The sequence below is a fragment of the Bradyrhizobium sp. LTSPM299 genome (genome assembly GCF_000938235.1).
Classification (GTDB): domain Bacteria; phylum Pseudomonadota; class Alphaproteobacteria; order Rhizobiales; family Xanthobacteraceae; genus Bradyrhizobium.
In genome coordinates, this window is the sequence record NZ_JYMU01000025.1 from 1 (window position 1) to 12,453 (window position 12,453).

Here is a 12,453-nt window from a genome sequence, read left to right on the forward strand (position 1 = left end):
CTGGATGAGGCGACGGCGGGAGACGATAGAGCACCCGTTTGGAACCATGAAGTGGCTGATGGCTGGTCCCCGCTTCCTGGTGAAGGGGCTGAAAAAGGCGAAGACCGAACTCGCCTTGGGCGTCCTCTGCTACAACCTCAAGCGGGTGACCAACATCCTTGGGTGCCCGCCCTACTGGAAGCGCTGGCACTCACGCCCGCCTGACTGAGCATTTTTGCTGGCCGATGCAGCCATCCCGTCGCAAGCAGCGCGACTTCTCGCACAGCCTGTTACGCCAGGACGACGGCGGCTACCTCGCCTTCGCCTTCCGCCAGGCCGCAAAACCCGTCAACGTCTGCTCGTCCGTCGCCGGATAGAGGCCCAGGATGCTGCGGCCCGCATGGACCTGCTCGGTGACGAAATCCTCGAATGCGGTCATCTCGAAGGTCTCATTGGCGATCTCGTCGGCGAGATGGGCGGGGATCACGATGACGCCGTCGCTATCGCCGAGGATCACGTCGCCGGGAAACACCGGCGCATCGCCGCAGCCGATCGGGACGTTGATCTCGATCGCCTGGTGCAAGGTCAGGTTGGTCGGCGCGCTCGGCCGGTGATGGAAGGCCGGAAATCCGAGTTTTGCGATCTCGGCCGCGTCGCGAAAACCGCCATCGGTGACGACGCCGGCGCAGCCGCGCTTCATCAGCCGTGTCACCAGGATCGCACCAGCGGACGCCGCGCGCGCGTCCTTGCGGCTGTCCATGACAAGCACTGCACCCGGCGGGCACTCCTCGATCGCCTTGCGCTGCGGATGCGCGCGGTCGCGGAACACCTCGATCGTATTGAGGTCCTCGCGCGCCGGCATGTAGCGCAGCGTGAAGGCCTCGCCGACCAGCGTCGGCTGATCGGGGTTCAAGGGATGGACATCCTGGATGGTCTGGATACGCAAGCCGCGCTTGAACAGCGCGGTGGCGACCGTCGCGGTGGAAACGGATTTCAGTTTATTGCGGGTGGTGTCGCTGAGTTTTGACATGGTTCGTTGCTCTCTCATCTGTCGTCATTCCGGGATGGCCCATAGGGCCAGGCCCGGAATCCATCGGGGCCGCATGCGATGTGGTGAAATGGATTCCGGGCTCGCCGCTGCGCGGCGCCCCGGAACGACAGATTAATAAATCACCGGCTCGCCGACCGGCTTGCCAAAACCGGTCTCGAGGAAATCGAAGTCGCAGCCCTCATTGGCCTGCTTGATGTGCTTTGAGAACATCCAGCCATAGCCGCGCTCGAAGCGGCGTTCGGGCGCCCGCCATTCGGCGCGGCGTTTTGCCAGCTCCGCCTCGGATACATCGAGATTGATGGTGCGAGCGTTGACATCGAGCGTGATCTTGTCGCCGTTCTTCACCAGCGCCAGCGGGCCACCAATATAGGATTCCGGCGAGACGTGCAGGATGCAGGCGCCGTAAGAAGTGCCGCTCATCCGGGCGTCCGACAGCCGCACCATGTCGCGGACGCCCTGCTTCACCAGCTTGGTCGGGATCGGCAGCATGCCCCATTCCGGCATGCCCGGCCCGCCTTGCGGCCCGGCATTGCGCAGGATCAGGACGTGATCCGCCGTGACATCGAGATCGGGATCGTCGACCGCCTTCTTCATCGACGGATAATCATCGAACACCAGCGCCGGCCCGCTATGCCTGAGGAAGCGCGGATCGCAGGCGGAGGGCTTGATCACGCAGCCGTCGGGCGCGAGGTTGCCCTTCAGCACCGCAAGCGCGCCCTCCTGGTAGATCGGATTGGCAACGGTGCGGATGACGTCGTCGTTGTGAACCTCGGCGCCATCGATGTTCTCGCCGAGCGTCTTGCCCGTGACCGTCATGCAATCCAGATGCAGGTGCTGCTTGATGCGGGTCATCAGGCCCGGCAGCCCGCCGGCGTAGAAAAAGTCCTCCATCAGATAGAGGTCGCCGCTCGGCCGCACATTGGCGATCACGGGCACCTTGCGGCTCGCGGTCTCGAAATCGTCGAGCGAGATGTCCTGCCCGGCGCGACGCGCCTGCGCGATCAGATGGATGATGGCGTTGGTCGAGCAGCCCATCGCCATCGCGACCGTGATCGCGTTCTCGAAGGCTTTCCGGCTCTGGATCTTCTGCGGAGTCAAATCCTCCCAGACCATTTCGACGATGCGGCGGCCGGCTTCCGAGCTCATGCGGATGTGATTGGCGTCGGCGGCAGGAATCGACGAGGCGCCCGGCAGCGTCATGCCGACCGCTTCCGCGATTGCGGTCATGGTCGACGCCGTGCCCATCGTCATGCAGGTGCCATAGCTGCGTGCGATACCGGCCTCCATGTCGACCCAGTCCTTGTCGGAAATCTTCCCCGCACGCCGCTCGTCCCAGTATTTCCAGGCGTCCGACCCCGAGCCGAGCGTCTTGCCCTTCCAGTTGCCACGCAGCATCGGCCCGGCCGGCAGATAGATCGCGGGCAAGTTCATGCTGGTGGCCCCCAGCAGCAGCCCCGGCGTGGTCTTGTCGCAGCCGCCCATCAGCACCACACCGTCGACCGGATGGCCGCGCAACAGTTCCTCGGCGTCCATCGCCAGCATGTTGCGATAGAGCATAGTGGTCGGCTTCAGCAGCGATTCCGACAGCGACAGTGCCGGAAGCTCCATCGGGAACCCGCCGGCCATCAGCACGCCACGCTTGACGTCATCGACACGGCTTTTGAAGTGCATATGACAGGGCTGCGCGTCCGACCAGGTGCTGATGATCGCGATCACCGGGCGGTCCCGCCACTCCTCCGGCGCATAGCCCATCTGCATCGCCCGCGAGCGGTGGCCGAAGGCGCGCAAATCGTCGGGCGCGAACCAGCGTGCGCTGCGCAATTGATCCGGGGTCTTGGTCTTCTGGGTCGTCATGGGGCCCCATGTCTATCAAATTGTCTGCGGAATTTGTCTATCGAACTTGTCTGCCGAATTTGCTTGCATACGCTCCAGTTTCCGTCTTCGGAAGGAGCTTCGATGCTCGTCGCCGCGCATATACTCGAAATTGCACGCGTCGTCCCGGTTGGTCGACCTGACAAGGGATTCCGGCCCGGATGTTTCTGAACATGGCAGTCATGCATGGTAGACCGCACCGATGACGCTAACGACCAGGCTTGCCGTCGCGATGATTGCGCTGGTCGCGATCGCGGTTTCCGCGGTCGGATGGCTGAGCTATCGCAGCCTCGAACAAGCCTTGGCCCCGCGCATGCTCGACCGGATCGAGGCGCAATCGCGGTTCGCCGTCTCGGCCCTCGAGGCTCGCGCCCGCAACACTCCCGGCGACGTCACGACCTTCCAGGTGCTTCCCGCGGTCGACGGGTTGATGCGCGCACGGCTCAATGGCGGGATCGACCCGGTCGACGGCACCACGGGGGCGATCTGGCGCCAGCGGCTGGAGACCCAGCTCGTCGCGCAGATGACGCTCAAGCCCGCTCATTCGCTGCGCTTTATCGGCATTGCCGACAATCATCGCGAACTCGTGCGGGTCGACCGCTCCGGCCCCGGCGGCGCGGCGCGGACCGTACCCGATGCGGAGCTGAAGCAGGTCGGCGACGCCGCCTATTTCCGCGACACGATCGATCTTCCCGCCGGCGGCATCTACGTCTCGCCGATCGGCCTGAACGAGGAGAACGGCGTCGTCGAGACCCCGCATGTCGCGACCATGGCGATCGCCAAGCCGGTCAGGGCGCCCGACGGCAAGCCGTTCGGGATCGTCATCATCGATGCCGACATGCGGCCGACGCTCGAAAGCATCCGCGCCTCGGTGCGGCCTGGCGAGTTCGTCTATGTGGTCGACGCCAAGGGCAATTATCTCGTCCACCCCGACCGCGCGCGCGAATTCGGCGCGCAGCAGGGACGGCCGACGAACTGGCAGCGCGACCTGCCAGATCTATCAGCGGCGCTCGGCACCACGCAAAGCATCGCGACCATGACCAGCGATCCGGACGGACGACAGTCCGGCGTTGCGCTCGCGCCGGCGTTGCTGGCCGGACGTCAATGGGTCGCGGTGATCGAGGCCGCCCCGAACAGCGTGTTCATGGCCCCCGCGACCGCGATCCGCAACAGCTCGATCCTGGTCGGCCTGTTTGCGGTGCTTGGCGCGGGAGCCCTGGCCTGGCTGGTGGCACGATCGCTGACCCGGCCGATCACGCGATTGACCGCCGCCGTGGAGCGCGTGACCGAGCAGGGAACGGCCGCCATTCCGGTCAATGCCGGCGGCGAGACCGGCGTGCTGGCGCGCGCTTTCGTCCGTGTGATCGACGAGGCCAACGCCAAGACGGTGGCGCTTGAACGCGAGGCGGCCGAGCATCGCCGCACCGAGGCGGCGCGCGACCACCATGCCGAGCGCGAGCGCCTGTTCGCGGCAGCCGTGGAATCCTCCAACGACGCCATCATCACGGAATCGCTGGACGGCACCATCACCGGCTGGAATCCGGCCGCCGAGCGGCTGTTCGGCTACAGCGAGGCGGAGGCCGTCGGTCAGCACATCGCCCTGCTCGTGCCACCGAGCCGGCGCGCCGAGATCGACGACATCATGCGCCGCATCGGCTCGGGCGAGCGGATCGAGCGGAACGAAACCGTGCTGATGCGCAAGGACGGCTCGCCGGTCGACGCCACGCTCGGCGTCGCGCCGATCAAGGGATTGTCGGGCGCCATCATCGGCATCTCCTTCGTCGGCCGCGACATGACCGAGAGCCGCAAGGCGCAGGAAACCTTGCGCGAAAGCGCGCAACTGGCGCGCGGCATCATCGACGGCGCACTCGATGCCTTCGTGCAGATCGGTCAGAACGGCGTCATCCGCGACTGGAACACGCAGGCCGAGACGATTTTCGGCTGGACGCGCGAGGAGGCGCTCGGCCGCAACGTGTTTGATTTGATGGGCCGGCCGGGCGGACCGCTGAGGACGGCGCTCGCCGGCTTCCTGGGCTCCGGCGGCGAGCTGGTTCGCCAGCCCCGACGCGAGGTGCAGATCCGGCGGCGCGACGGCACCGAATTCACCGCCGAGCTCAGCGTCGCGGCGCTGAAGACCAGCGACGGCTTCGTGTTCAACGGCTTCATCCGCGACCTCACCGACAGAATAGCCACCGAGGACCGGATCCGGCAGTCGGAGAAAATGGAAGCCGTCGGCCAGCTCACCGGCGGCATCGCCCACGACTTCAACAACATCCTCACCGTCATCACCGGGACGATCGAGATCCTGACCGACGCCGTGAAGCAGGAGCCGCAGCTCGCGGCGATCGCGCGGATGATCGACGAGGCCGCAACACGCGGCGCCGACCTCACCCAACAACTGCTGGCGTTCGCCCGCAAGCAGCCGCTCGAACCGCGCGAGATCGATGTCAACGCGCTGATCGTCGACACCACGAATCTGCTGCGGCGAACGCTCGGCGAGCAGGTCGACATCCGCTCCGCATTCGAGGACGAAACCTGCCTGGCGGTGGTCGACCCCAACCGGCTCGCCAATGCCCTGCTCAATCTCGCTCTCAATGCTCGCGACGCCATGCCGCAAGGCGGCCGGCTCACAATCGAGACGGCGTCGGTCGTTCTCGACGAGAGCTATGGCGGACCGCACGACGACGTGCCGCCCGGTCCCTATGCGATGATCGCGGTGAGCGACACCGGGGTCGGAATTGCGGCCGAGCTGCTCGACAAGGTGTTCGATCCGTTCTTCACCTCGAAGGGACCCGGCAAGGGAACCGGGCTCGGCCTGAGCATGGTCTACGGCTTCGTCAAGCAGTCCGCCGGGCACATCAAGATCTACAGCGAGCAAGGCCACGGCACCACGATCAGGATGTATCTTCCGCCGGCCTCCGGCGCGGCGCTGGCGGCGGACGCCGCGGCGGCGCCGGACCTCGAAGGCGGCCACGAGACGATCCTGGTGGTCGAGGACGACAAGCTGGTCCGCGACTACGTGCTCGCGCAATTGCACGGGCTCGGCTACGTCACGCTGGAGGCCGCGAATGCAACAGAGGCGCTCGCGATCATCGAGGCTGGCACACCGTTCGATCTTCTGTTCACCGACGTGATCATGCCCGGACTCAATGGCCGCCAGCTCGCCGAGCGGGTGTTCAGGATGAAGCCCGAGCTGAAGGTGCTGTTCACCTCGGGCTATACCGAGGATGCGATCATTCATCACGGCCGGCTGGACGAGGGCGTGCTGCTGCTGCCCAAGCCCTATCGCAAATCGGAACTGGCCGCGATGATCCGCAAGGCGCTCGCGGATTAGAGAATGGTCCGGAGAAGTGTGGACCCGGCTATCCCTCGCGATAAACGCGACGCGTTCGCACGGTGAAGAGGATCAGGCGTGGCGCTGTGCCGTCATCACGATACGGACGAGATCGGCGGCGTTGCGCGCCCCGAGCTTCTTCATGATGTTGGCGCGGTGATCCTCGATGGTGCGCGGGCTGATGCCGAGCTGACGCCCCGCCTCCTTGTTGGAGGCGCCGGCAGTGAATTGCTCGAGCACCTCGCGCTCGCGGCGCGTCAGCGGCTCGCGTCCCGGAAAGTGCAGCGAGGCGATACGCGACGCGGAGGCCTCGGCCTGGCGTCTGGTGTAGGCGTCGATCGCCTCGTTCAGGCGGCTGACGATCTCGCTGCCCCTGAAAGGCTTCTCGATGAAGTCCAGCGCACCGTTCTTGATGGCGCTGACCGCCATCGCGATATCGCCCTGACCCGAGATCATGAAGATCGGCGCCGGATAGTCTTCGCCGTGCAGTTCCTTCAGGATGTCGAGACCGGATTTGCCCGGAATGTGCACGTCGAGCAGGATGCAGGCCGGCGTTCTGCTTCGCGCAACCGAAAGCAGCGCGGCGCCGTCCGCAAAACAAATCACCTTGTAGCCGGCCGTCGACAGCACCATGGACAGCGTATCGCGAACGGCGGGATCGTCGTCCACCACGAAAATCTCCCCGCGGGGAGAATCATTCTCAGCCATGTGCATCGTCCATCAGTGGTGAAGCGTGACGCCTCATTGCACAACAAAAAACTTCTCGACCAAATTGATCAATGGACCCGTATTTGTACGGGACGTCAGCTTAACGCACAAGTAGCACCGCATTCCCTAAAAGTGGAGGGCAGTGGAGAAACATGCATGGCAAGTGCAGCAGCCGACAATTTCGTGGCGCGCCCGGACGAAGGCAATGATCCCTACAACCTGATCGTAACCGACCTGGTCGCATTGATCGGGCATATCCAGGCAAGCCTGCGGCTGATCGAGTCCGCGATCGAGCGCGAAGCGCTGCTCGCCGAGCATGACCCCGCCAGCAACATCTTCGTGCTGGACGACATCACGCCGCGCTACATCGGGGCGTCAACCGCCTTGAAGGCCTGTGACACCGGCCTCGGCATCGCGCTTCGGCTGCTCGATTCCACGGCCCCGGCGCGCGTCCTGAACTGATCCACAAAGACTGGGGACCACCCCGTCCGACGCCGATCGGCTTCGCGCTGATGGCGCCCCGATGACGCCCAACACGCGGGACGGCGATCCGTTCCTGCTATATTCCGGATGACAGCTGACCGATCCCGGCGTGACAGCGCCAGGGAAAACGCCGGGACACGTCTGATCGGAGCAAGCCGCCCGGTCAGGCCCCGATCCGCTCCGCCTCGGCGGAGGCCGATCGCTTCCTGCCCGGCTTGCCCTTGAGGAAACTGATGTCCATTTCGGTGCCGTTGACGCGAACCAGTTCGCAGCGGCGATAGGCAAGGCCGGTCGACGACAGCAGGAGGAAGAACTCCTTCAGATTGAGCCCCTGAATGGAACCTTCCACCGTGAGGGTCGCGTCATTGTCGGAGATTGCGTTGAGCACGCAATCCCGCCGCCAGGTACCGTCGATGGCCATCATGCAAACATCGTAGCCCCGGCTGAACGTCACGCGTTCGACGACTTTGCCGTCTTCCGTCATCGCTCAACGTCCCGCAGCCGCGGCGGCAACCCTGGGCATGACGGCTCCCGCCGCAGCAGCCCGTGCAGCGTTCGGCCGGTACAGGCCGCGCCGCTCGGGGACCGGCTTGAAGGTGTCAGTCAGACCGACCACCGTTTCAGCAGCGCCCAACACCAGGAAGCCGTCGGCTTCGACCAATCTGGCAAGGCGGTTGAAGATGTTGATCTTGGTGTCCTGGTCGAAATAGATCAGCACATTACGACAGAAGATGATGTCGAAGGCGCCAAGCTGCGAGAAATCGTGCAGCAGGTTGAGCTGGCGGTGCTGCACCATGGCCCGCAACTCAGGATTGACCTGCCAGAATTCACCCGACTGCTTGAAATACTTGACCAGCATCTGGATCGGCAATCCGCGCTGCACCTCGAACTGGCTGTAGATGCCGGCCTTGGATTTCTCCAGCACCTCCTGCGACAGGTCGGTGGCGACGATCTCGACCCGCCAGCCCGCAAGCGCCGCGCTCATCTCCTTCAGGCACATCGCCAGCGAATAGGGCTCCTGGCCGGTCGAACCGGCGGCGCACCAGATCCGCACGCTCCTGCGCGCGGCGCGAGCCTTCAGGATTTCCGGCATCATCGTGTCGCGGAAGTGATCGAACGGCACCTTGTCGCGGAAGAAGAAGGTCTCGTTGGTGGTCATGGCTTCGACCACCTGGGCGATGTGCGAGGACGAACCGCCCCTCACCTTCGTCACCAGGTCAGGAATGCCGGAAAGGCCGCATTTGCGCGCCAGCGGAAGCAGGCGGCTTTCGATCAGATACTGCTTGTCCGCAGATAGATCGAGACCGGAATGGTCCTTCAGGAGCTTACGCAGATACTCGTAGTCTGGGGGCGTCACAGGAGCCTCGCAAGGGCAAGAGAAGGGCAAAAGAAGGGGTTCGCTTCAAGCTTCAGTCGGCACGTCGAGCGCGAGCAAACCGACTTCCTGGAACTTCGCAGCGACGATGTCCTTGTCGAACGGCTTCATGATGTATTCGTTGGCGCCGGCATTCAGCGCGCGAGAGATGTGGTCGATGCCGTTCTCGGTGGTGCAGAACACCACTTTTGGTACATCGCCGCCGGGCATGCGGCGCAATTGGATGAGGAATTCGAAGCCGTCCATCACCGGCATGTTCCAGTCTAGCAGCACGGCATCCGGCATCGCGACCTTGCAGGCCTCGACTGCCTTTGCGCCGTCCTCGGCCTCGGTGACTGTGAAAGCCAGTCCCTCAAGGATGCGGCGGGCGATCTTCCGCACCACACTGGAATCATCGACAACAAGACATGTCTTCATATGTTAGCCTCCTTGTTGAAGCTGCCGTCTATGCAGCAGCTGCTGTTTTGGGCATCAATTCGAGTACGCGATCGACGTCGAGGACGACCATGAGCTGACCGTCGAGGCGGTGGACCCCGCCGGCGAGCTTGGCCATGCGGGGATCGAGGTTGACGGGGTTTTCCTCGCAGCCGTCGTCGGGCAGCCGCAGCACCTCGCCGATCTGGTCGATCAGGAGGCCATAGGATTCCCCGCGCAGGTCGACACCGACCGCCATCGGCGGCTTGCCGTCATCGGCCTTCGGCAGCCCGAGCCGGGCGCGCATGTCGACCACGGTGACGATGCGGCCGCGCAGATTGAGCACGCCGGCGATCTCGGCGGATGACAGCGGCACCCGCGTCAGCCGCTCCGGCATGAACACGTCCTGCACCCGCGAGATCGGCAGCCCGAACAGCTGGCCGCCGATCACGGCGGTGACGTATTCGACCATCGCGCCTTCGCTTGTCTCGGTCTTGCTGGTCATCATGACAGTTCCTTAAGCCGCCCGGCGCAGTTCGGCGGTCTGTTCCTTCAGCGCCGCGATCAGGCCGGGACGGTCGAACTTGGCGACATAATCGTGGAAGCCGGCCTGCCGGCCGCGCTCGATCGCCGCCGGCGACACCATCGCCGACAGCGCGATGATCGGCAGCCCGGTCAGATTGTTGTCGGAACGGATGCTTTCGGCGAACTCGAAGCCGTTCATCTCGGGCATCTCGATGTCGGTCAGCACGACGTCGAAGGCCTGCCCCGAACGCAGCACGGCAAGCCCCTCCTGCGCGTTCGGCGCGGTCCGCACCTTGTAGCCGGCGGCCTTCAGCACCGGCGCCAGCATGTTGCGGAAGAAGGCACTGTCATCGACCAGCAGCACGGATTGCGAACTTGCCGAGGGGCGCATCTCCTTGCGCGAGAACCAGTCGGCAAACGCCATCGGCAGGAAGTGGCCGACGTCGATCACCTCGGTGGCCTGGCCCTTGATCACGGCCGAGCCGAGGATACCCTCCTGCGAGCCCGCGACCTCGATGTTGAGCCGCTCCTCGACGATGTCGATGATCTCGTCGACCACCAGCCCCATCGAGCGGCCGTCGTCGGCGAACACCAGGATCGGCTGCGCACCTTGCGTCTGCACATTGACGCCGGCCATCTGCACCAGCGGCATCAGCTGCTCGCGGTACTGCACCATGTAGCGACCGTTCGAGAGTTCGATCTTGTCGGTTGCGATCTCCTCCAGCCGGGTGACGAGGCCGAGCGGCACCGCCTTGGGCTGGCTGGAGCCGGCACGGAACACCAACAGCGAGGTCAGTTGCTCGCCGGACGAGGCATGGGCCGAGGCGCTGTCGTCGGCCATGTCATGGGCCGAGGAGCCGGAGGCGCCGAGCGCTTTGGCGATGCCGTTGGGGTCGATGATCATGATCACGGCGCCATCGCCCAGGATGGTGTTGCCGGAGAACATGTCGATGTGGCGCAGCTTCGTGGACATCGGCTTGACCACGATCTCCTCGGTGTGGAACACGCCGTCGACCACGATGCCAAAGGTCTGGCTGCCGACCTGCGTCACCACGATGAAGCCGTTCTCGGGATCGGAGGTCGCGCCGTCGTCGATCTTCAGGAGCTTCTTGAGGTGGATCAGCGGCAGCAGCTTGTTGCGCAGCCGCAACACCGCGGTGTCCTTGATCCGCTCGATGCGGTGCTCGGAGTTGGCCCGCGCCCGCACCAGCTCGACCACGGCGAGCTGCGGGATCGCAAAGCGGTCACCGCCGGCTTCCACGATCAGGGCGGAGACGATCGCGAGCGTCAGCGGGATCTTGATGGTGACGGAGGCGCCCTCGCCGGCCACGCTCTTGATGTCGATGGTGCCGCCGATCTGGTCGATATTGGTGCGGACCACGTCCATGCCGACGCCGCGGCCGGAGACCGAGGTGATGGCGGCGGCAGTCGAGAAGCCCGGCGCGAAGATGAACTTGTGGATCTGCGCCTCGGTCATCTTCTCCAGTTCAGCCTCGGTGACGAGACCGTTCTGGACTGCCTTGGCCTTGATCCGCTCGGTGTTGAGCCCGCGGCCATTGTCGGCGATGCAGATGATGATGTGGCCGCCCTCGTGATAGGCAGAGAGCCGGATGGTGCCCTGCTCGCCCTTGCCGGCGGCGACCCGCTCGGCCGTGGTCTCCAGGCCGTGGTCGGCGGAGTTGCGCACCATGTGCGTCAACGGATCCTTGATCAGGTCGAGCACCTGGCGGTCGAGCTCGGTGTCGGCGCCGTGCATCTCCAGCTCGATCTGCTTGCCGAGTTCGCCGGAGAGGTCGCGGACGATGCGGGGCAGCTTCTGCCAGGCGTTGCCAATCGGCTGCATCCGCGTCTTCATGACGCCTTCCTGCAGCTCGGCGGTGACGTTGGACAGACGCTGCAGCGGCACCTTGAACTCGGTGTCCTCGTTGCGGCGGGAGATCTCCAGCAGCTGGTTGCGGGTCAGGACCAGCTCGGAGACCATGGTCATGAGATGTTCGAGGGTGTCGACGTTGACCCGGATCGACTGGTTGGCGATCTTGTCGCCTTCCGGGACGTCGCCCTCGGCGGCAGCCGCCTTGCGGGCCGGCTTCTTCGCGACCTCGGCGGGCTCGGCTGCGGCAACCGCAGCAACCGCAGGCGCGGCGGGTTTGGCGACAGGCGCGGGGACGACCACTTCGGGCGCGGTCTCGCGGAAAGCGCGTTCGAGTTCGTCGAGCGAGACCTCGCCGGGGCGCAACGGACGCTCCAGCGTCTGCACCACCAGCGTGCCTTCGGACATCGCCGGCTGCACGGGAGGTGCGGCGACCTCAGGCATTTCTTCAGCTGCAGCAGCGGCCATGGCGGCCATGCCGCGCTCGACCATGGCTTCCAATTGATCGATCAGATCGCGGTCGTCGCCTTCAGGCTCGGCCTCGGTGGCCTCGAGCCCTGCCAGGATCTCCTTGATGCGGTCGATCGAGGACAGGATCAGTGTCACGGCCTCAGCCTTGACCGGCATGCCGTCGCGGAATTTACCCATCAGGGTCTCGCCGGCATGCGCCAGCGCTTCCAGCCGCGGCAGGCCGAGGAAGCCGCAGGTCCCCTTGATGGTGTGCACCAGGCGGAAGATGTTATCGAGAATCTTCGCGTTGTTGGGGTCCTGCTCGAACCGAACCAACTGGTTGTCGACCGTGTCGAGGCTCTCGCCGGTTTCGGTCAAGAACTCCCGCAACA

At 64.8% G+C, this 12,453-nt stretch carries 11 protein-coding genes; 3 read left to right on the forward strand and 8 right to left on the reverse strand.

The window, feature by feature from the left end; translation table 11 throughout:
* On the forward strand, window positions 1-208 hold a 208-nt coding region (locus tag UP10_RS16110), incomplete at its 5' end, for a transposase (protein WP_044588322.1).
* An 81-nt stretch (window positions 209-289) separates the two neighbouring features.
* Here the strand turns inward: UP10_RS16110 and UP10_RS16115 are convergent.
* Both UP10_RS16115 and araD read right to left on the reverse strand, forming a co-directional pair.
* Entirely contained in the window at window positions 290-1,009 is a 720-nt protein-coding gene (locus tag UP10_RS16115) for a ribonuclease activity regulator RraA (RefSeq protein WP_044588323.1), read from the reverse strand.
* Between the two features lie 132 nt (window positions 1,010-1,141).
* Window positions 1,142-2,884, reverse strand: coding sequence for an L-arabinonate dehydratase (gene araD, locus UP10_RS16120; RefSeq protein ID WP_044588324.1), 1,743 nt, complete (start codon window positions 2,882-2,884; stop codon window positions 1,142-1,144).
* 220 nt (window positions 2,885-3,104) lie between these two features.
* Here araD and UP10_RS16125 point away from each other — a divergent pair, with 220 nt between their 5' ends.
* Window positions 3,105-6,236, forward strand: coding sequence for a PAS domain S-box protein (locus tag UP10_RS16125; RefSeq protein WP_044588325.1), 3,132 nt, complete (start codon window positions 3,105-3,107; stop codon window positions 6,234-6,236).
* A 72-nt stretch (window positions 6,237-6,308) separates the two neighbouring features.
* Here the strand turns inward: UP10_RS16125 and UP10_RS16130 are convergent, their stop codons facing one another.
* Window positions 6,309-6,944, reverse strand: coding sequence for a response regulator transcription factor (locus UP10_RS16130; protein WP_044588326.1), 636 nt, complete (start codon window positions 6,942-6,944; stop codon window positions 6,309-6,311).
* A 156-nt stretch (window positions 6,945-7,100) separates the two neighbouring features.
* Here UP10_RS16130 and UP10_RS16135 point away from each other — a divergent pair, with 156 nt between their 5' ends.
* Entirely contained in the window at window positions 7,101-7,406 is a 306-nt protein-coding gene (locus UP10_RS16135; RefSeq protein ID WP_044588327.1) for a hypothetical protein, read from the forward strand.
* A gap of 184 nt (window positions 7,407-7,590) precedes the next feature.
* Here UP10_RS16135 and UP10_RS16140 read toward each other — a convergent pair whose 3' ends face one another.
* Genes UP10_RS16140 through UP10_RS16160 form a run of 5 tightly spaced genes read right to left on the reverse strand, consistent with a single transcriptional unit; the run spans window position 7,591 to window position 12,451 of the window.
* Complete coding sequence (locus tag UP10_RS16140; RefSeq protein WP_044588328.1) at window positions 7,591-7,911, reverse strand: hypothetical protein; 321 nt, start codon at window positions 7,909-7,911, stop codon at window positions 7,591-7,593.
* Window positions 7,912-7,914: 3 nt separating this feature from the next.
* Complete coding sequence (locus UP10_RS16145) at window positions 7,915-8,784, reverse strand: CheR family methyltransferase (protein ID WP_044588329.1); 870 nt, start codon at window positions 8,782-8,784, stop codon at window positions 7,915-7,917.
* Between the two features lie 45 nt (window positions 8,785-8,829).
* Window positions 8,830-9,219 carry a response regulator gene (locus UP10_RS16150; RefSeq protein WP_044588330.1) on the reverse strand — a complete coding sequence of 130 codons (390 nt, stop codon included), beginning with the start codon at window positions 9,217-9,219 and terminating at the stop codon, window positions 8,830-8,832.
* Between the two features lie 28 nt (window positions 9,220-9,247).
* Window positions 9,248-9,721, reverse strand: a complete 474-nt coding sequence (locus UP10_RS16155; protein ID WP_044541170.1) for a chemotaxis protein CheW — start codon at window positions 9,719-9,721, stop codon at window positions 9,248-9,250.
* Between the two features lie 12 nt (window positions 9,722-9,733).
* Entirely contained in the window at window positions 9,734-12,451 is a 2,718-nt protein-coding gene (locus tag UP10_RS16160) for a hybrid sensor histidine kinase/response regulator (protein ID WP_044588331.1), read from the reverse strand.
* Window positions 12,452-12,453: the final 2 nt, after the last annotated feature.

Coding starts and splice junctions, on each gene's coding strand:
- UP10_RS16115 (WP_044588323.1), bottom strand. CDS start 1,009: ATGTCAAAACTCAGCGACACCACCCGCAATAAACTGAAATCCGTTTCC.
- araD (WP_044588324.1), bottom strand. CDS start 2,884: ATGACGACCCAGAAGACCAAGACCCCGGATCAATTGCGCAGCGCACGC.
- UP10_RS16125 (WP_044588325.1), top strand. CDS start 3,105: ATGACGCTAACGACCAGGCTTGCCGTCGCGATGATTGCGCTGGTCGCG.
- UP10_RS16130 (WP_044588326.1), bottom strand. CDS start 6,944: ATGGCTGAGAATGATTCTCCCCGCGGGGAGATTTTCGTGGTGGACGAC.
- UP10_RS16135 (WP_044588327.1), top strand. CDS start 7,101: ATGGCAAGTGCAGCAGCCGACAATTTCGTGGCGCGCCCGGACGAAGGC.
- UP10_RS16140 (WP_044588328.1), bottom strand. CDS start 7,911: ATGACGGAAGACGGCAAAGTCGTCGAACGCGTGACGTTCAGCCGGGGC.
- UP10_RS16150 (WP_044588330.1), bottom strand. CDS start 9,219: ATGAAGACATGTCTTGTTGTCGATGATTCCAGTGTGGTGCGGAAGATC.
- UP10_RS16155 (WP_044541170.1), bottom strand. CDS start 9,721: ATGACCAGCAAGACCGAGACAAGCGAAGGCGCGATGGTCGAATACGTC.